Annotated in this window: 14 protein-coding genes and 1 rRNA gene; 8 read left to right on the plus strand and 7 right to left on the minus strand. The window is 38.8% G+C overall.

Annotated features, from left to right (window positions below):
• Positions 1 to 362: 362 nt before the first annotated feature.
• Both LGQ02_RS11755 and LGQ02_RS11760 read right to left on the minus strand, forming a co-directional pair.
• Positions 363 to 1,917: ribosomal RNA gene (locus tag LGQ02_RS11755) — 16S ribosomal RNA — on the minus strand.
• Between the two features lie 660 nt (positions 1,918 to 2,577).
• Positions 2,578 to 3,309 carry an endonuclease/exonuclease/phosphatase family protein gene (locus tag LGQ02_RS11760; RefSeq protein ID WP_226514563.1) on the minus strand — a complete coding sequence of 244 codons (732 nt, stop codon included), beginning with the start codon at positions 3,307 to 3,309 and terminating at the stop codon, positions 2,578 to 2,580.
• 160 nt (positions 3,310 to 3,469) lie between these two features.
• Between LGQ02_RS11760 and LGQ02_RS11765 the strand changes: the two genes are divergently transcribed.
• Complete coding sequence (locus LGQ02_RS11765; RefSeq protein WP_226514564.1) at positions 3,470 to 4,594, plus strand: TIGR04053 family radical SAM/SPASM domain-containing protein; 1,125 nt, start codon at positions 3,470 to 3,472, stop codon at positions 4,592 to 4,594.
• A 560-nt stretch (positions 4,595 to 5,154) separates the two neighbouring features.
• Here LGQ02_RS11765 and LGQ02_RS11770 read toward each other — a convergent pair.
• Together LGQ02_RS11770 and LGQ02_RS11775 are read right to left on the minus strand one after the other, a co-directional pair.
• On the minus strand, positions 5,155 to 6,108 hold the full coding sequence (locus tag LGQ02_RS11770; protein ID WP_226514565.1) for a ribose-phosphate diphosphokinase: 954 nt from the start codon (positions 6,106 to 6,108) through the stop codon (positions 5,155 to 5,157).
• Between the two features lie 154 nt (positions 6,109 to 6,262).
• The gene (locus LGQ02_RS11775; RefSeq protein WP_226514566.1) at positions 6,263 to 7,414 is read right to left on the minus strand and encodes a CapA family protein; all 1,152 of its coding nucleotides are present in this window, start codon (positions 7,412 to 7,414) and stop codon (positions 6,263 to 6,265) included.
• A gap of 184 nt (positions 7,415 to 7,598) precedes the next feature.
• Between LGQ02_RS11775 and LGQ02_RS11780 the strand changes: the two genes are divergently transcribed.
• The 4 genes from LGQ02_RS11780 to LGQ02_RS11795 all read left to right on the plus strand — a co-directional run bounded on the left by LGQ02_RS11780 (position 7,599) and on the right by LGQ02_RS11795 (position 13,381).
• Positions 7,599 to 8,459, plus strand: coding sequence for a polysaccharide deacetylase family protein (locus LGQ02_RS11780; protein WP_226514567.1), 861 nt, complete (start codon positions 7,599 to 7,601; stop codon positions 8,457 to 8,459).
• A gap of 147 nt (positions 8,460 to 8,606) precedes the next feature.
• Positions 8,607 to 9,737, plus strand: coding sequence for a L,D-transpeptidase (locus tag LGQ02_RS11785; RefSeq protein WP_226514568.1), 1,131 nt, complete (start codon positions 8,607 to 8,609; stop codon positions 9,735 to 9,737).
• 254 nt (positions 9,738 to 9,991) lie between these two features.
• Positions 9,992 to 11,485 (plus strand): BCCT family transporter, encoded by a 1,494-nt coding sequence (locus LGQ02_RS11790; RefSeq protein WP_226514569.1) that lies wholly within the window; start codon positions 9,992 to 9,994, stop codon positions 11,483 to 11,485.
• A 735-nt stretch (positions 11,486 to 12,220) separates the two neighbouring features.
• On the plus strand, positions 12,221 to 13,381 hold the full coding sequence (locus LGQ02_RS11795) for an MFS transporter (RefSeq protein ID WP_226514570.1): 1,161 nt from the start codon (positions 12,221 to 12,223) through the stop codon (positions 13,379 to 13,381).
• Here the strand turns inward: LGQ02_RS11795 and LGQ02_RS11800 are convergent.
• Complete coding sequence (locus LGQ02_RS11800) at positions 13,332 to 14,300, minus strand: alpha/beta hydrolase (protein WP_226514571.1); 969 nt, start codon at positions 14,298 to 14,300, stop codon at positions 13,332 to 13,334. The two genes, LGQ02_RS11795 and LGQ02_RS11800, sit on opposite strands and share 50 nt — an antisense overlap.
• Positions 14,301 to 14,396: 96 nt before the next feature.
• Positions 14,397 to 14,924: a type 1 glutamine amidotransferase domain-containing protein gene (locus tag LGQ02_RS11805; RefSeq protein WP_226514572.1), complete on the minus strand. Its 528-nt coding sequence runs from the start codon at positions 14,922 to 14,924 to the stop codon at positions 14,397 to 14,399.
• 359 nt (positions 14,925 to 15,283) lie between these two features.
• On the opposite strand from LGQ02_RS11805, the gene LGQ02_RS11810 reads away from it, so the two are divergent.
• A complete protein-coding gene (locus LGQ02_RS11810; RefSeq protein ID WP_226514573.1) occupies positions 15,284 to 16,699 on the plus strand; it encodes a C40 family peptidase in 1,416 nt (471 codons plus the stop codon).
• Positions 16,700 to 16,740: 41 nt separating this feature from the next.
• Here the strand turns inward: LGQ02_RS11810 and LGQ02_RS11815 are convergent, their stop codons facing one another.
• Positions 16,741 to 17,382, minus strand: a complete 642-nt coding sequence (locus LGQ02_RS11815) for an HD domain-containing protein (RefSeq protein ID WP_226514574.1) — start codon at positions 17,380 to 17,382, stop codon at positions 16,741 to 16,743.
• Positions 17,383 to 17,668: 286 nt separating this feature from the next.
• Here LGQ02_RS11815 and LGQ02_RS11820 point away from each other — a divergent pair, with 286 nt between their 5' ends.
• A complete protein-coding gene (locus LGQ02_RS11820) occupies positions 17,669 to 18,682 on the plus strand; it encodes a 2-oxoacid:acceptor oxidoreductase family protein (protein WP_226514575.1) in 1,014 nt (337 codons plus the stop codon).
• Positions 18,682 to 20,979, plus strand: coding sequence for a thiamine pyrophosphate-dependent enzyme (locus tag LGQ02_RS11825; protein WP_226514576.1), 2,298 nt, complete (start codon positions 18,682 to 18,684; stop codon positions 20,977 to 20,979). Before LGQ02_RS11820 ends, LGQ02_RS11825 begins: the two co-directional genes overlap by 1 nt.
• The last annotated feature ends 46 nt before the right edge of the window (positions 20,980 to 21,025 follow it).

A 21,025-nucleotide genomic window follows, 5' to 3' on the forward strand; every position in this document is an offset into this window, starting at 1 on the left:
GCTGTGGCCTCTCATCACTTGCTTCCTTGAACTCCTCGGTTCTCTTTGCAAACCAATATCATTATTGGTTTTACCACGTATGGCGTCATATTAACCTTCTAAGACACTCGGTTGTACTCTGTCGAATCCATTACTGAATTCGTTTCAAACAACCGGTGAAGATCAATCAGTCTTTATCTGTTATCTAGTTTTCAAAGAACAACGACGCACAGGATGTGCTAGCTTCGGCGTTATCACAGGACGTGATGTCTTTAGCCGAAGTTCGTTAAAATCCTTACGTCTTGAGAGATAAAAAATAAACCTCTCAAAACTAAACAAAAAGCGCAAACGATCGATAAAGTAATGAGCTAATAGCTCCTTAGAAAGGAGGTGATCCATCCCCACCTTCCGGTAGGGATACCTTGTTACGACTTCACCCCAATCACCTGTCCCACCTTCGGCGGCTGGCTCCAAAAGGTTACCGCACCGACTTCGGGTGTTACAAGCTCTCGTGGTGTGACGGGCGGTGTGTACAAGGCCCGGGAACGTATTCACCGCGGCATGCTGATCCGCGATTACTAGCAATTCCGGCTTCATGCAGGCGAGTTGCAGCCTGCAATCCGAACTGAGAATGGCTTTATGGGATTCGCTCAACCTCGCGGTCTCGCTGCCCTTTGTACCATCCATTGTAGCACGTGTGTAGCCCAGGTCATAAGGGGCATGATGATTTGACGTCATCCCCACCTTCCTCCGGTTTGTCACCGGCAGTCACCTTAGAGTGCCCAACTAAATGCTGGCAACTAAGGTCAAGGGTTGCGCTCGTTGCGGGACTTAACCCAACATCTCACGACACGAGCTGACGACAACCATGCACCACCTGTCACTCTGTCCCCCGAAGGGGAAAGCCCTATCTCTAGGGTTGTCAGAGGATGTCAAGACCTGGTAAGGTTCTTCGCGTTGCTTCGAATTAAACCACATGCTCCACTGCTTGTGCGGGCCCCCGTCAATTCCTTTGAGTTTCAGCCTTGCGGCCGTACTCCCCAGGCGGAGTGCTTAATGTGTTAACTTCGGCACTAAGGGCATCGAAACCCCTAACACCTAGCACTCAACGTTTACGGCGTGGACTACCAGGGTATCTAATCCTGTTTGCTCCCCACGCTTTCGCGCCTCAGCGTCAGTTGTAGGCCAGAAAGTCGCCTTCGCCACTGGTGTTCCTCCACATATCTACGCATTTCACCGCTACACGTGGAATTCCACTTTCCTCTCCTACACTCAAGTCCCCCAGTTTCCAATGACCCTCCACGGTTGAGCCGTGGGCTTTCACATCAGACTTAAGAGACCGCCTGCGCGCGCTTTACGCCCAATAATTCCGGACAACGCTTGCCCCCTACGTATTACCGCGGCTGCTGGCACGTAGTTAGCCGGGGCTTTCTGGTTAGGTACCGTCAAGGTGCCGCCCTATTCGAACGGCACTTGTTCTTCCCTAACAACAGAGCTTTACAATCCGAAGACCGTCATCACTCACGCGGCGTTGCACCGTCAGGCTTTCGCCCATTGCGGATGATTCCCTACTGCTGCCTCCCGTAGGAGTCTGGACCGTGTCTCAGTTCCAGTGTGGCCGATCACCCTCTCAGGTCGGCTACGCATCGTCGCCTTGGTAAGCTCTTACCTCACCAACTAGCTAATGCGCCGCGGGCCCATCTTACAGTGTTAGGATAAATCCCAACTTTTACAATAGAGTCATGCGACTCTATTGGTCATCTGGTATTAGCCCCGGTTTCCCGGAGTTATCCCAGTCTGTAAGGCAGGTTGCCCACGTGTTACTCACCCGTCCGCCGCTGACCTCATAAAAGTAAACTTTTAATTGGTCCGCTCGACTTGCATGTATTAGGCACGCCGCCAGCGTTCGTCCTGAGCCAGGATCAAACTCTCCAATAAAGTGAGTTTGATGTCTCTGACATCAATAAAAAATTTCATTGACGGGATATTTTTAAAGTAAACTTGGCTTTTCGCAAAATAGCGAAAGCCTTAGTTGCACTTATAGTTTCGTCTATAAAAATATAGTTGAAACTGCATATCCCATTTCGCTTGGCTTTTTGTTTAGTTTTCAAAGGTCAATGTGTCGTTTTTTCAGCGACATTGATCATTTTAACACAGATCCTACATTCTGCGCAACACTTATTTCAAAAAAGTTAAAGTGATAGTTAAACTGTAATATTTAAATACTCCGCTGTGTTAGCGATAGACTTATATTATCACAAAACTATAATTCTGCGCAAGACTTTTTTCAAAAGGCATAATCATATTTAATATGGAAAGTTCGTAAAACGTTTTTCCAACAAAAGTTATCTTAACACACGCCGTAATTCCACGCAACTTTCGTCAGTGTATTTTATTCTGATAATCAAAGTTACAGTATGAAAAAACTCATTTTAGTCTCGCATCAGGTTAATAACACTATCACAGTATATATAGTAAACACAAGAGAAGTATTTTAATTCATTAAAATATATTTCTGCTTACACAACTCTTATATCCGTATTCTTTAAAAATAAAACATAAAAAAAGTGTAACTTGTTTCTTTCTATGTGAAGTATCTTATGTTAATTCTATATGTGCCATTAATGGTAGGTGATCAGATGCTTCGCATGCACTTTGTATGACTTCTGCCTTTTTAATTATTATTTCTGGTGAGTTAGTAAAAATGTAGTCTAACCTTAACCTTGGATTTAAAGATGGATGAGTATGACCCTTTCCATCCCCAGCAACAGTCCAAACATCATATAATATATTCGTCAGTTTCCTCCAACCTTTTGACGGTGGAATCATATTAAAATCACCCATAACAATCGTTTTAGCTTTTTGTTTATTCATTGTTTTTGCTATAAAATCAGTTTGCATCCGGTGTAAAAATGGGTTCAGGCTAAGATGAGTAACATATAAGTCCAAGCTCTGACTTTCTATTTGGATATTTGAATATAAGAGAGACCTCCCTTCAATCAGTCCAGAAATAAAATTGAAATGGTGACAATGTACTTTGTTAATCGGAAAGCGAGATAATAAGGCATTTCCATATTGTCTTACTTTCATTGATTTTTTTGGTTTTAATGAAAGGGATGGACTGAATGCGTGATGCATATCTAGTTTTTTTGCTAGTAAGTCAATTTGATCTTCGAAATCACTTCTTAACGAAAAATGTTTATCTACTTCATTAAGCCCAACGATGTCAGCTCTACAGTTTTTAATTACTTCAGCAATACGCTCTAAATTGACTTGTTTATCAGTCCCCTTACCATGATGGATGTTATAAGTCATTACTCTTATTTCCATAACTACTCGCCTCACCTTCTAGCACTGTTTTTTTATTTTGTACAATGTGTCAAATTTGTTTCAAGCGTCGAATTGTTCATTGATCGTAACAATTGCATTCTCCAACTCTAACAATCACTTCTATAATTAAATTAAAAGTTTAAAAAGAAGTGGTGATATTATGCACAAAATATCCAAATCAAAACAGACAGCGATTGATTATAATGAAAACCCGTTTATTGTTATTTGGGAAGTGACGAGAGCTTGTGAACTGAAATGTGTCCATTGCCGAGCGGATGCACAAACTAAACCTGACCCATTTGAGTTATCTACAGAAGAAGGCATGAGATTAATCGATGCAATTTATGAGATGAATAATCCAATGCTAGTGTTTACTGGCGGGGATTGCATGATGAGAGAAGATCTTTTTGAACTAGCTAGGTATGCAATAAATAAAGGGATGCGTGTATCAATGACCCCCAGTGCTACACCGAACGTCACAAAAGAAAAGATGAAGAAAGCTAAAGAGGTAGGCTTGTCCCGCTGGGGGATCAGCCTTGATGGACCAACACCAGAAATTCACGATCACTTTAGAGGAACATCTGGATCCTTCGATTTAACAGTTGAAAAAATTAAGTATTTAAATGAAGTGAATATGCCTCTTCAAATTAACACGGTTATTTCTCGCTATAATTATGATTCTCTTCAGCAAATGGCTGAATTAGTCGGCGAATTAAATGCAGTCATGTGGTACATATTTCTCCTCGTCCCAACCGGTCGAGGCCAGATGAATGATTGTTTAACACCTGCTGAACATGAAAAAGTTTTTCGCTGGTTATATGAATTAGGAAAAACCGCTCCATATGACATAAAAACAACCGCTGCACAACATTATCGACGTGTGGTTATTCAACAAAAAGCCAAAGAAAACATTATGGGTCAAAACGAAATCTCTTACGAAGATTCAATAACTGATACGGCATATTTAATTGATGGTTTAAAGCGAGCGCCAAAAGGAGTGAATGATGGAAATGGTTTTATTTTCATTTCACATACTGGGGATGTAATGCCTAGTGGATTATTACCTATAAAAGTAGGTAATGTTCGTGAAACGCCAATAAAAGAAATTTATAGAGAAGCACCTGTTTTAAAAGAATTACGTAATCCAGATCTTTATAAAGGGAAATGTGGGGTTTGTGAATTTCGTTATATTTGTGGTGGTTCACGTTCAAGGACATATGCTGTGACTGGTGATTACTTACAAAGTGAACCCTTTTGTGTCTATATCCCCGAAAAAAGCAAATAAACAAAACTTGGCTTATCGTTGAAGAGATTCTTAGTACTCTTCACGTGCGACGAGTAACCGCAGGAGCTCCAAGCATCGGCTTCCTCGACATTACTCCGACCTGCGACGAGTAACCGCAGGAGCACCATGTTGCGGCTTCCTTGACATTACTCCGACCTGCGACGAGTAACCGCTGGAGCACCAAGTTGCGGCTTCCTTGACATTACTCCGACCTGCGACGAGTAACCGCAGGAGCACCAAGCAACGGCTTCCTCGACATTACTCCGACCTGCGACGAGTAACCGCAGGAGCACCAAGCAACGGCCTCCTCGACATTACTCCGACCTGCGACGAGTAACCGCTGGAGCACCAAGCAACGGCTTCCTCGACATTACTCCGACCTGCGACGAGTAACCGCAGGAGCAAACGAAGTGTGCTTACATAGAATCTCTTATGCTTTAGTGCAGTCCCTTATGGCGAAAGCTTTAGTTGACTTTAATCCTTTAGCAAAGGTAAAAATTCTTAAAGTGTAAAATAATAGTCTGCTTCGTTTCGTTCGAAGCAGACTATTATTTTAACAATTATTCAAACAATGGACTAACTGATTCATTAGATTGAACTTTCAACATCATTTCTGCTAAAAGTGGTGCGATCGATAACGTCGTCAGTTTATCAATTTGCTTTTCTTCTGGAATTTTGATTGTATTTGTCGTCACTAATTCTTTTACATCAGATTCTTCAATCCAGCTCACTGCTGGCTCAGAAAGCACAGGATGAGTGCAACATGCGTACACCTCTTTTGCCCCTTTTGCCATAAGTGCGCTTGATGCAGATTTAATCGTTCTTGCTGTATCTACCATATCATCAATGATAATCGCTGTTTTTCCTTCAACTTCACCAATAATATCTGTACCACGAATTGCTTCTTCTTTAATTCGGTTTCGATCAAGTAGAGCAATCGGAGCATTTAGGAAGTTCCCTAACTGTCTAGCTCTAATAACACCGGTGTTTTCAGGTGCAACGATGACAACATCTTCAAGAGATTTTTCAATAAAGTATTTCGAGATTAATGGAATCGCAATTAGCTGGTCAAATGGAATATTAAAGAACCCTTGTACTTGAGGGGAGTGCAAATCAACTGTAATCACTCGAGAAGCACCCGCTTTTTCTAATATGTTAGCAATTAATTTTGCTGTAATTGGTTCTCTAGAGCGCGCTTTACGATCCTGCCTTGAATAACCGAAATATGGAATCACACAATTGATCGATTTTGCAGATGCACGTTTCATTGCATCAATCATAATTAGAAGTTCCATTAAATGTTGGTTTCCCGGCTGAGAAGTGGATTGGACAAGGTATACATCACACCCTCTAATACTTTCTTCAATATTCATTTGAACTTCACCATCACTAAACCTTTTGATGGAACTCTTCCCCATGTCGATTCCTATATGCTCAACAATTTCTTTCGCAAGTGGTTCATTCGAGTTTAAGCTAAATACTTTCATATTTTCTTTGTTCGCATTTACTGACATCGTTTTTCCTCCATTGCTCCATTCCTTTACCTCTGTTTATCGGAATGATTATGTACGACTTCGTTTTTCAACCAAACATTTATAGTTTAACACACATTAGAGAGCAAGATAAAATGAAAACGATGTCATTAAGATGTGAAAGGAAATTTATAAATTATCGTTGATTGATTATTTCATAACCATCTATTTTCACATCAAATGAAAGTCTCTCGAGCTTATTTAACACTTCTTGCTGTTCATCTCTAGATAATTCAATAATTTGATCTTTATAAATATAATAAGGCTTAAACTGCATCGTGAGTTCTCCTTTATGAATGGACAACGTCAACACCCCAGTTTCTGCCGTGTTACCTGTTACATAATCCGGAAACAAAAAGTTTCCTAGAGAGTATGCCACTGGTACCCCGTCGTAATATTCAAATCCTTGGAGCCAATGTGGATGGTGGCCGATAATCGCATCTATTCCCGCTTCAGCTAATTTCTTCACATAATACTTTTGATACTCCGCTGGCATATCAGTTCTTTCAATACCCCAATGTATAAATAAAATTAAATAATCAGCGCCTTCTTTTTCTTCTTTTACTTTTTTAATTAAAAAATCAAGGTCATAGGCTCCAGCTACCCCAGCTTTCGTGTTTTCATCAAAGGTGTACCAGCTGACTGCCGGAACAAACCTCGTTGCAGCCATAATGTTAATCGTCTGTCCGTGTATTTCATACGTTTGCGAACGAAACGCTTCTTCAATCGTCGTACCCGCACCAATATAGTCAATACCATAATCATCAAGGTTCTTCATTGTATCGAGTAACCCCGCTTCGCCATAGTCCATGGCATGATTATTTGCTAAAGACACAAGGTCAATTCCTGCATTTACAATACCTTCTATGTGCTCTGGCTTTGACTGAAAGTTATACAATTGGTTTGGATCTTTATATGTATGATCAATATTTGTTACTGTCGTTTCTAAGTTTGCTATTGCTATGTCTGCACTTTGTATATCTTCCCTTACGTACAAAAATGGATAGTCAACCCCTTTTGTATCCATCGTCTCTTTAACTGACCAATCCATCATGAGGTCACCGACAAACATTAGACGAATTGGATCTCTCTTCCAAACAAACTCCTCTTCTTTTACTGAAAAAGAAAAAGATCTTTCTTGTTTATCTTTTCCTATTCTATCCTCAGTATCGCCCAACTCGTTTTGATACAGTTGCAAAGATACGAATGAAAAAAATTTAAGAAGTAACAAAATAAGAAGTAAACCAAATATGACTATATACGCTTTCTTGCCTTTTCCACTCTTCATTCTTTCCCCCTATTTCTTAACCATTCATTAGTTGTTCATTAGATCTAGAGAGAATGTATTCAGCCTTTAGTAAAAAAATAACTAAAGAAAAAAGACAATTAGTTTTATTTTTTCATTTACATGAATAATTCGATTCATATTTTTTTAAAATAACGTTGTATGAATTAAATAAGGAGATGGACAAATGAAAAATAAATTAATTATGGTCTTAATCATTACAGCTGTCTTTTTCAGTGCTTTAGGCTTCATTCAAGTTGCAGCGAGTCATGAAGGAACGGGAGAAACTGAATACGCTTGGTGGTGGAAAAAAGATAAGGATAAAGCAGAAAGCCCACCGGATTTACGAGGTGGTCCGGAAAATGAAAACCGTTCATTAGATCCGGTTCCTTTAGATACTTTACAACAAACGTTTCCTGACACCGTTTTTTTACACGGACCAACGACAGAAAACCAGATAGCATTAACGTTTGATGACGGACCAGACCCAAGGTTTACACCCCAAATATTAGATGTATTAAGTGAATATAACGTACCTGCAACATTTTTCTTAATGGGTGCTAGAGCTGAGGCTTACCCTGAACTTACGACTAGAATTATGAACGAAGGTCATATTATCGGAAACCATACATTTTGGCACCCTGACCTTGTTGAACAAGGGGAAATAGATGTTCTTGAACGAGAAGTAAGAAACACAGAAGAGACACTTGCAAACATTATTGATTATCAAACAACTTTATTCCGACCACCTTACGGGTTTTTATTTAATGAATTAGTAGAAAGGCTTGCCGAACTCAATTATTCAGTTATCGGTTGGTCTGTTGATTCGTTAGACTGGATGCCTGAATTAACACCAGAGGATATCGCACAAAATGTATATGACGATATGCACCCAGGAGCGATTATCCTTATGCATGATGGTACCGATGCTGAGGGGGATCAGACAGAAACAATTGAATCCCTCCACTTAATTATTCCTGAGTTATTAGATCAAGGGTATGAATTTGTCACTGTCGATGAGTTACTAAATATTCCTTACCAACGATAATTTCATAGGTGAAAAAGAAAGTTAACACATGATCACGCTTATTTTTTGCGTATTTGTGTTAACTTTTTTTCTTTTGCATATACATCACTAACAACAATGTTGTACAAGCCGTAATTTATAAAACATGTACAAGTCTGAGGTGAATGTATGAGCAAATTTCATAACATCGTTGAAGTGCATAAAAATGTATTTCTGTCTAAAAATGACCCTGGTTTTTATCGTAAGTATTTAATGTATCACCCTTACGACAGTAAAATGCTTTGGGAATACTCTTTGCAATTAGAAGAAAAGAGAGAGTACAAGAAATCATTTGAAATGCTTGAAAAGGCTGCACAAGAAGGGCACCCATTAGCAAAAAGAAAAATGAAAGAAAAAGAAATGTCTTTAAAGAACTTAGGTATTACCCAAAGAAAGAAATCAACATCCCCTTTTTTAATGGGATTACTTTGGGCTGCAGTTATATTACTATTTTTACTCGTCTTATTTGGTTGGTGGAAAGAGTTAAATTTTAATAAACATCTCCACGTAAACGAACACCATTATTATCCAAAAGAGATATACCATACGACATCAAGTGATGACGGTTCCCCCCACCTCCCATACTCATACACAGGAGATGAAGAAGAGCAAAAATATAGCGGTTCCTCTTCCGTAAATGATGATCGGTTAGTTGATAACGAAACGACTGTGTTCGAAATAACAAATACGTACCAACAATCAGATATTCCTCAAGCCACTGTGTTTTTAAGCGACAATGACTGGGAGTATGTATTAAAAAGACAACCTGAAATTTGGTTCCCTTCAGACGAACACTTTTCTACTAATGAATCTGTTCCTCCTTTACAATTAATCTTTTATGAAGAAGTGATGCAACTTGGTTTAAAGGTTGGTGAAAATGTTGTTGTAACCTACCCTGTTGCTGCCGGAGAGGAACCTCTCCCTTTTTCAAAATCAATCGTAACGAAAAAAGTTGTTGATCCCAATGGCCCCGATTCACCATTTGGGAGTCGTGGCATACAACTAGAAGATAATTATGCGATCCATGGGACAAATGAGCCTTCTTCTATCGGGCAACGAGTAACGAATGGCTGCCTACGTCTAACCAATGATGAAATTGAAAACCTATACCCATTTATCCCTTTAAACACGCCACTTATCGTCTCCCATGAAGACCCACCTGATGACCCACCACTAGAGGACCTCCCTTTCGTCCCATTAAAAGACGAAACGTTACGATTAGACAAAACACCAGGGGTGATTTATGACTGGAAAGGATAGACCGACGAACGAGAGGATGACCTAAAAGCAAAGTGCCCGGTACTTCCATAGCAGATACAGATAGAATAAGAACGTTATGATCTATATCTTGTAAAGGCTGGAAAGAGCTAAGCAATTAAGAGTCATCCTCGTTTCACATTTATTCCATTAACGATCAACGTTCCGAAAAAAACACTATCATGAACTGAACATCCGTATCATATGTTATCTACATACCATTGGGACAAACCTAGTATTGTAGTTGGAGGTGTAAAATGAATAAAGATAAAATTGATTGGCCCTTTTTTTGTTTGGCCTTTTTTATATTAATTTCATTATGTATCACCATTTTTTCTTTCCCTTATGAAAGTGAAGTATGGTTACAAACAACTCACGATTTAATCATGAACAAAGTCGGGATCTTTTATTTATGGGTTGGATTTAGTTCCTTTCTTTTTTTGATGTGGGTCGCATTTAGCAAATATGGCCGAATTAAACTAGGTCCAAGAGATGCTAAACCTTCTTTTTCTACAGTAAGTTGGATCGCCTTAATGTTTTGTGCAGGTATTGGCTCAAGTATCATTTACTGGGGGACAATTGAGTGGTCATATTATTACGTATCTCCACCATTCGGCCTTCCCTCGGGGTCTCCTACATCTATAGAGTGGAGTGCAGCGTACGGTTTATTCCATACAGGCCCAACGGCTTGGGCGATTTATACATTACCTGCTTTACCAATTGCTTATTTATATCATGTCAAAGGTAGGAAAGTACTTAAGATTAGTGAAGCATGTCGCCCAGTACTAAAACAGCATAGTGACGGACTATTAGGACGAGTGATCGATTTATTATTTATGTTAGGTTTACTCGGTGCTGCTGGCACGTCACTCGGCCTAAGTATTCCAATGATATCTGCAGGGGTACAGAAATTAACGGGTATCAGCCATTCGTATCGTCTTGATATTTTCATCCTTCTTCTCTGTACAATCATCTTTTCCTTTAGTGTCTATGCTGGTTTAGAAAAAGGCATAAAAAAATTAAGTGATATCAATGTCTTTCTCGCACTGACTTTATTATTTCTTGTACTACTTCTAGGTCCGACAATCTTTATTTTAAAAATGTCCACAAATAGTATTGGATTAATTGCCGATCATTTTTTACGGTTAAACACATGGATTGACCCTGTCGCCCAATCTGGGTTCCCAGAAAAATGGACATTGTTTTACTGGGCATGGTGGATTGTTTACGCGCCTTTTATTGGGCTTTTTATTGCGAAGGTATCGAGAGGGCGAACGATCAAGCAAATGATCATCGGTACAATATTATCGGGATCACTAGGCTGCTGGTTATTCTTTTCAATACTAGGAAACTACGGGTTATATTTAGAGTTACATCAAATTTTACCAGTTACCCTACTCGTGCAACATGTTGGAGCTCCAGAAGCGATTATGAGCATTTTTGCCACGTTACCTTTTGGGACAATTATGGTCTTTATGTTTACAATTCTTTCAATTATTTTTTTATCAACGACATTTGATACATCCTCGTACATGCTTGCAGCGGTTACACAAAAGCAAGTTGCTCGAGATCCGGCGCGCTGGAACCGGTTATTTTGGGCATTTTCATTAGCTTTACCACCAGTAGCTCTTATGTTCATCGGTGGGCTAACGTCTTTACAGACAGTAACCATTATCGCGGCTCTTCCTTCACTATTCATTATGGTATTATTAGCTGTTTCATTTTTAAAGTTAGTAAAAAATGACGAATAGAAACTTCAAGAAGGATGAAGTGTCCTTTGGAATGATAAGGCTCTTCATTCTTTTTTCTTATTTATAAAGAATCTTTTCCTTTGGCTCTTTTCGCATAGATTGTTGTTTTTATCTTCATTTAGTGTACTCGGATACGCTACAGACGGACGCTTTCCGCGGGCAATGCATCAGCCTCCTCGGGAAGTTCGCCCTGCGGGGTCTTCAGCTATTGCTGTTCCCGCTGGAGTCGCCACCTTTCGCTTCTCCAAGTTTATCAAAAAAAACAACAAAGTTTACGAAAACAGCCTTTCCTTTAAACGAACACAATCTTGTTAAAAATGTTAAAAAACAATTATAAATTTCTATGCTATGATGTCTTAGAGCATACTTATATCAAAATAATACATACACGAATCAATTTCATAATTACCTTTTTTGCATAATGAAACGAATGATATTATAATTTTTTTCATTAAATGTACGTTTTATTTGTACTATCAGAATTTTAAATTTATGGTGGATAGATAAGTGCTCCTGCGCCGCTACGCTTGCTCGTCGCAGCTCGAAGGGATTTCGAGGAAGCGAAGAGTTGTCGAGCCTAGCTAACTGAAGACAAGCCCTCGGGAAGCGTCCGTCTGAAGTGAAGTTCACGCTCATCATTCTGAATTCCCCATCTTATTTTGAGTTATGAAATTGAATCACACACGAAACCAAAAAATATAAGTAACCATTTGTTTCATAAAGCGAGGGATTAGAATGTCATACTTTATTTACGCGATTATTGTTGTCGTATTTTTAGATACTTTTATTCAATTACCGATCATCGCCCCTCTTGCAGTTGAACTTGGTGCCCCTCCCTTTTTAACGGGGTTGATTGTTGGTATTTATTCATTAGCTAATATGGTTGGTAACGCTCTTTCAGGTCCTTGGATCGATAAACACGGCAGAAAAAAAGTTTTATTAACCGGAATCGCGTTTGTATCGATTACGATCATGTTCTATCCGTTTGTCAACAGCGGGGAAAGCTTATTTTTTGTTCGCCTTTTACATGGACTAGCTGGGGGCTTATTAATTCCCGCTTCATTTGCCTATTTAGGTGACCGTGCTCCGGAACAAAAAAAAGGAAAAACAATGGCCCTGTCTGGTGCATGTATTGGAACATCAGCAATTATAGGTCCTGCTTTAGGAGGAGCAATCGCTTCAACACTATCTATTCAAGCAGTATTTTACTTTGTAGCAGGGATTTTTATCGTAACAGGGGTAACTGCTTCTTTCATTCTTAAAGAATCGTACACCGCTCCCTGTAAGGACAGTCAAACAGTTCGTAAATTTGACGGAGTCATAACACTGATAAAGCAACCGATGCTTATCCTTGCCATGATTGGTGCCTTTTCATTAATGACCAGTATGGGGACACTCGCCTATTCGTTGCCGTTAAAAATTGATGCGTTAGGTTTAAATCCTGCAATCACCGGAATGCTTCTTAGTAGTTTTGGGGTTGTTGCTTTAATCATCTTTCTTACTCCTATAAACAAAATATTCGATCGTACGGATTCACTTGTTTTAATGATTGTTGGATTATGTCTTATTAGCGTTTCATTGATTAGCTTGAGTCAGTTCAATCATCTCATATTCATTTTTATTATTTTGGCCGTTTACGGCATTGGTTTTGCATTCATCTTCCCTTCAATGAATCGCCTTGTATTAGATGCGTCAACAAAAAAAGACCGAGGAAAAGCATTCGGCCTTTTTTATGCTGCCTTTTCTTTAGGTGTAGTCTTTGGCTCTGTACTTTCTGGAGCTACTGCTATTTCTGTCATTACACCTTTTCTTATAAATGGTGTGTTACTATTATTCTTTACAATGATCATTTATCTCTTAAAACGTCGGATTGACCTTCGGTTAAAAATGAGCTAATTCTTTGATGTACATGGTGGCGAATTTCAATTCTTTCATTTAAAAGCTGATGTCTACCGCCTTCAAATAAGACCGCTTGAAAATCATCACACTTTTCTTGGTAGAATGTAATATTTCGTTTCCATTCAACGGTCGTATCTTTCGTTCCTTGCAATAAATATGTTGGCATCCTTCCTTTTGGACAGTTGACAATTTCCCCTTGCCATTTTTCGAGTGCGACAAGCCAATCAGCCTGCAAAATCTTCACTTGCAATGGGTCATTTTTAATGAAGTTTTGATAAAAGAAATCGTCTGAGTTCTTTTTAAAGGACCGTTTTTTCTTCGAAACAAATTTACCTAAAAGCAATAAAAACCCTTTAAACACATTCCATCGATACGGTAAATAAAGAGGTGCAACTAAAATCAGTCGAGATAGGTTTACTTTCCTTTCTGTACTAGCATGAAAGAGGATCGCTGCACCTGTACTGTGACCAAGTCCAGCGACCTCGTCTATTTTCAATGTTTCTTTTATGTATTCATATCCATTTTCAACAGCGAGAACATAATTCTCAAAGTTAGAGATACGACCTTCTTCACCTTCTGAAAAACCATGTCCTGGTAAATCAAGCATTACTACTTGGTAATTTTCTTCCAACAAATGGTTGACAGTTCTGCTTAAGCCTCCACTATGGTCTAAGTAACCATGTACAAAAAACACGGTATCTTTTGGGTTCTCCTTTAAAAAAAGTTGTAAGAACTGTTTTTTACCATTTACTTTAATCGTGCCGCACCGGTATTCGTCAATAAATTGCACAGAAAAATGGTAGAAAGCAAGGTATGATTGTAAACATTCATAATGAAAGTGAGGGTTTTTTTCATAAAGGTTGAAAGTGGAACGTTCCATTTCTTCTACCCATTGATATTTTCGATCCGTATTCATTCGACTATTCGTTCCCTCCGCATATAATAGCTCACTCTTTCCATTTGTTAAGGCTGCCCTTTATCAAGGGACAGCCTCTATTTATTCCAAATTCAATTATCCCTTATTTTTTAATGCATCAGCTAAAGCTTTTCCGTATGCAGGTAGGTCAGGCGGACGTCTACTTGATATTATATGCCCATCTACAATTACTTCTTCATTGTGCCATTCAGCACCTGCATTTATCATATCATCTTTTATTCCTGGAGTTGAAGTTACTTTTTTCCCATGTAAAATATTTGCAGAAATAAGTACCCAACCAGCGTGACATATTTGTCCGATTACCCGTTTTTGCTCATTCATATATTTTACCATTTCTAGTACTTCATCGTACCTTCTCAATTTATCAGGTGCCCAACCTCCTGGTACAAGTAACGCATCATATTCCTCTATATTCACTTGATCAAAACAGTAGTCCGGTTTCACTGGTACACCATACTTTCCAATATACTCCACATCTGCTTTTTTTCCAGCAATATGAGTGATTGCTCCTTCTTCCTGTAAACGAAGATGTGGATAGAGAAGTTCTAAATCTTCAAATTCATGATCTACGACTGATAACACTTTCTTTTCCTTCAAGTTCACCTGTCTCATCCTTTCTTATCAAAAGTATGCTAAAAGAATTATTTTTCATGGGTGAATACGGCTATTCCTCTACTTTTCCCTCATATAGACAAGTTCAATCATGTTTTAAGAATGTAATAGATCTTTGTCTCACACATATATATATTTTCAGTACAAGATACCACTTGACCATATCGTAGGAGGTTAACTTAATGTACAATCTTATTATTGAAAATTTAGAGAATTTTACATATTTTTTAAGTAATCTTCCCATATTTTTGCACATTCAATCGTCTCTCTATTTGTTCTATATAATTATTATTTTTCATATATATCTTCAATACGAGAGTTCAATTAGACGCATCATAGGAGGTTTACAAATGGCTGAACTGAAGGCCCATAAAGGAAAAGTGATTTTGACATCAGTTGTGACTAGTGCAGCTTTAGCTCCTATTCTGGTAAATTCTGGCGCTGTTGAAGACTCAGAGCAACTCAGATTAACTGAAACTGAACTATTAAAGCCCACAGCAAACCTTGATCATCTGAATAAACAAAGTTTGTTTGTCATCCCTTCTGTTGATCATCAAGCAAATAGCGCTAATAAAAAGATAGAGAATAAACAAACTCGTCAACTAACACTCGTTCCAAGGAAAGTATCACTAATTAGTCGTGAAATCTCAAATGAAGATAAAGAACGATTGATTCAGAACGGAAAATTAAATGATGAAAGCTTGGAAACAGTAATTGAATCACCTTGGCCAAAGGATACACTTTTATCTATTGGTAATCGAGGAGAAAAGGTTGAAACCCTTCAAGAACACTTACATGAAGGTGGTTATTACGTTGCTTCAATTGACGGAATATACGGAGAGAAAACAAAGGAAGCAATCACTCAATACCAGAAGGATCACGGATTAAAAATTGATGGAATTGCTGGTAAAGAAACGATCAAACATTTGATAGGAATAAAGAAAACAATAACCGTTAGTTCAGATCAAATGAACCCTAGCAATAATTCAGTTTTTATACCCGAACAAAATCAACACCTTCCAGAAGTATATACACTATCTGTAGCTGACGTTCAAACCCAAGAACAAGATACCGAGATTGAACGAGATTATTATCAATTCGGAGATAAAGGAGAAAGCATCGAAACTCTTCAAACAAAATTACAAAAAGCCGGTTATTACAATGGTGGGATTGATGGACATTTCGGTAGTCTTACCCAACAAGCTGTAAGAGCACTCCAACGTGAACAAGGCTTAGCTGTTGATGGATTAGCAGGGAACGAGGTAAAGGATTTCTTAGCAACGAACAACTTAAAACAAATTAAAGAAGAACGACTAGCGAATTCTTCTTCTTCATCAAATCAAACGAATGCTACAGAAGACACGTCTTCAAATACAGAAACATCAAATAACCAGCCATCACCTGCTTCTGGTTCAATAGAAGCAATTATATCAAATGCCCAACAATTAATAGGCTCTCCTTATCTATGGGGCGGTACATCACCATCAGGATTTGATTGTAGTGGATTTCTCGTTTATGTATATGAAGCAAACGGTACTTCACTTCCTCGAACAGTAAGTGATATTTGGAATGCAAGTACGCAAGTTTCTTCTCCTCAACGTGGTGACTTTGTCTTTTTCGAAACGTATACGAGTGGACCGTCACATGCAGGCATTTATCTAGGGGATGGTAATTTCATCCACACTGGGACATCTACAGGGGTCACCATCTCTAATCTAAGCGAAAGCTATTGGAGTTCACGCTATTTAGGAGCCAAAAGGTACTAAGATATGCGTAAGTAAAAAGGCGATTCAAAAGAATCGTCTTTTTACCGCCTACCTTCCCATTCTTCCAAAAATTGAGTTAAGAAATCTTCTAAATATTGATGTCTCTTCTCTGCGATCTTTTGTCCTGTTTTTGTTTTCATACCACCTTTTAATTTTAAAAGTTTTTCATAAAAATGATGGATGGCTGATGATCGTTTATTCCGATATTCTTCTTTCGTCATGTTGTCTCTCACCTCAAGGTCTGGGACATACATTGAATCTCCATATGCTCCTGCAAACATAAACGTTCTCGCCACTCCTATTGCTCCTATTGCATCAATTCGATCGGCATCTTGGACAACTTCTCCCTCAAGACGTTCAGGCGGTTTATTATTTCCACCTTTATACGAAACCGTTTCGATCGATTGAATAATCATCTCCCTCTGGCTAGATTCAACTCCCCATTCTAAGAGCCACTCTTCTACTAATTTAAACCCTTCCTCTTCACTCTGATGAAATTTATCATCAGCTACATCATGTAATAAGGCAGCCATTTCACAAACGAATTCATCAGCCCCCTCTTCTCTTGCAATATGTACAGCATTTTTCCGAACTCGGTCTGTATGGAACCAGTCATGTCCGGTAGCATCCCCTTCAAAAAAATTCTGTACTCTTATCTCTACTTCATTGATCAGTTTTTTCACGTCTTTTCCCTCCATTGTCTGTGTCAATCTGTATTAATCATACTTATAACTCTGTTATACATCTGATTATTGGTTGAAACCCTTTATTTAAAAGGGATGTGCAACTTTTAAAAATGTGTATTAATGAAAATTATTAAAATATTCCTTTAAAATGTGACATACGTCACTACATAAAATGACCTCTTCTCTTATAATGAAAATGAGGGGAGTTTCTGACATCAAATCATATCGTTCGTTATTACGATTTTGATGAATCAGTAAACATTTTATATGAGGGGGACTATAAATGTCTAATTTACCAAAAAAGAACGATCTTGGCTTTTTCGAGATTCGTCTTGAATCGATTGGAGGTCTTGGTGCAAACTTAGCAGGAAAAATGCTTGCAGAAGCTGGTGTACTAGGACTCGGTTTAAACGGCTCAAATTTCTCATCATATGGTTCAGAGAAAAAAGGGTCTCCTGTAAAATCATTCGTTCGCTTTTGCGATCCTGACGTAGAAATCCGCGATCATTCACCGATCGAACAACCACATGTTATCGGTGTTTTCCATGAAGCATTATATAAGATGGTTGATGTAGTGAGCGGTTTAGATGGTGATGGAATTGTATTAGTAAACACGAATCGAAATTTTGATGAAGTAAAGAACGATTTAAAACTTGAATACGGAACATTAGCAGTCGTTGATGCATTAAACATCGCTAACGAAGAAAAGACAAAAGTAAATACCGCAATGCTAGGAGCTCTATACCGTATTCTTGACTTTTTAGACCCTGAAGAAATGAAAAGCGTCATTAGAAAAACATTTGAAAAAAAATATCCTCACTTCGTAGAACCTAACCTTCGTACATTTGAACGTGGTTATATGGAAGTAGAATTCAAAAAATATGAATCACCTGCAAACGTTATCAATAAAGAATTTACCCGCGTTCAACCTCGTTTAGGGTATGAAACGCAAGTCATTGGCGGTATCATTACAGCCCAAGCAAATAGTGTAGAAAAAGATTTAAGCGGCTCCAGACTCGGATTTATCCCTTCCTTTAATCAAGAGTCATGTATAAATTGCGCAGCGTGTGATACAGTCTGCCCTGATTATTGCTTCGTTTGGAAAGAAGGCGAAGATAAACGAGGCAGAAAGCAAATGTTCTTACAAGGAATTGATTATCAATATTGTAAAGGTTGCTTAAAGTGTATTGATGCTTGTCCTACAGATGCATTACAAGATATGGAAGAGATGCTCGGATATACAGAGAAGCATAGTGTAAAACAACATCATCATCTAATTTCTGGAGGTGTAAGGTAATGTCAATGACAGAAGATAAACTAACAGAAACAAAGAATTTACCTGAACAGATTACGACTTTCGAATCTGGTAATGAAATGGCAGCAACCGCTGCTGCACAAATAAATTATCATCTTATGGGTTATTTTCCAATCACCCCTTCTACTGAAGTTGCTCAATATTTAGATTTAATGAAGGCAAAAGGAATGCACGATATTGAATTAGTCGCAGCGGACGGTGAACACGGTTCAGCTGGAATATGCTTTGGTGCGGCGACAACTGGTGCGCGAGTTTTTAACGCAACAAGTGCAAACGGCTTCTTATATATGATCGAACAACTTCCTGTTCAATCTGGCCTTCGTTTTCCAATGGTTATGAACCTTGCTACACGGGCAGTTAGTGGTCCTCTTGATATTCGCGGCGACCATTCTGATTTATATTACGGATTAAATACAGGTTGGATCATTTTAACAGCGAGAACACCACAAGCAGTATATGACATGAACATTATGGCCTTAAGAATATCTGAACATGAAGATGTAAGGCTACCTGTTATTGTGGCATACGACGGCTTTTACACATCTCACCAGAAGCGAAAAGTTGAATATTTCAAAAACCGCGAAGCTGTTCAGCAGTTTGTTGGGGAAGCACCGAAAAACTTTCCAAAGTCCATTGATAAAGATCACCCTGTAACAATCGGGGCTCACATGAATGGTGACGACTTATTAAATAACCATTTCCAACATTCTGAAGCAATGTCTCGCGCTTACGATGTATACAAAGAGATTAGCACTGAATATGAAGCAGTATCTGGAAGAACGTATAACACGTTAGACTTATATCGCATGGAAGATGCTGAAGTTGCCCTTTTCCTTCTTAACTCAGCAGCAGTGTCTTCCAAAGATGTTGTTGATCGTTTACGCAAACAAGGAATCAAAGCCGGAGTTATTAGTCCAAATATTATTCGTCCTTTCCCGATTAAAGATATTCAAGATGCGTTAAGAAATGTAAAGGCTGTGCTTGTTGGTGAAAGAGCTGATTCATACGGTGCACAAGGTGGAAACTTAACTCATGAAGTAAAGTCTGCTCTCCAAGAAGACCGTAACAACGATACAATTGTCTTAAGTCGTATTTTCGGTCTAGGCGGGAAAGACTTTTATGCTGACGATGCAGAGGAGTTCTTCCAACTCGCAATTGATGCTGATAAGTCAGGTTACGCCGAAAAACCTTTCGACTATTACGGACACCAAGCAGGAAAGAAAGAACTTGCATTAGAACCAGTTACAGAGCCGATGACTGGTGATACGTATAAGACAGGTTTAATTAAAGTGACACAAGACGAAGAAACCAACAAATTAAACGTTCGTATCCCGCCATTACGACAACTAACAACTAAGCCAAAAAGATTTGCCTCAGGTCATGGCGCGTGTCCAGGCTGTGGAATCTTCCCTGGTCTTGAGTTATTTTTTAAGGGGATCGAAGGAGATGCCGTTATCTTATTCCAAACAGGATGTGGTTACGTTGTAACGAGTGCGTACCCTCACTCTTCTCACAAACAAACGCTCATCCATAACCTTTTCCAAAACGGACCAGCGACGTTATCCGGGACTGTAGAAGCGTTCTTTGAAATGAAAGAACGTGGCGAAATTGATATTGATGATGACTTTACGTTTGTGATGATAACCGGTGACGGTGGTATGGATATCGGTATGGGCTCTGCTATTGGAACAGCACTTCGAAACCATAAAATGATCATTCTTGAATATGATAATGAAGGTTATATGAATACAGGCTCACAAATGTCTTATTCAACACCGATTGGCCATATGACAAGTACGACAAACGTAGGTAAAGAAAAACCAGGTAAAGCCTTCCACCATAAAGATACAGCGCAAATTATGGCAGCAACAAACATCCCTTATGTCTTTACGGGTACAGAAGCTTTCCCACAAGACTTAATTAAAAAAGCCGCTAAAGCACAATGGTATGCACAAAACGAAGGGCTTGCGTACGGTAAGCTTCTGATTACTTGTCCATTAAACTGGAAGTCTGCTGATCGTGATGGAGAAAAAATTATGGAAGCCGCTGTTAACTCTTGCTTCTTCCCTCTTTACGAGATAGAACATGGAGAAACAAAAATTACGCACAATCCAGAAGCTAAAAAGAAGCGTATTGAGTTAGCAGATTGGCTAAAATATATGGGGAAAACGAAGCACTTATTAAAAGAAGAAAATAAATACGTATTGGAACGATTTGAACAAGAAGTAGAAAGACGTTGGAATACACTAAAAGTAAAAGATGAAACACCTCTTTTATAAGTAAATGAATAGCCTGGAGTCCTTTTATCTTCACATACGATCATTA

This window comes from Bacillus shivajii, from assembly GCF_020519665.1.
GTDB lineage: Bacteria > Bacillota > Bacilli > Bacillales > Salisediminibacteriaceae > Bacillus_CA > Bacillus_CA shivajii.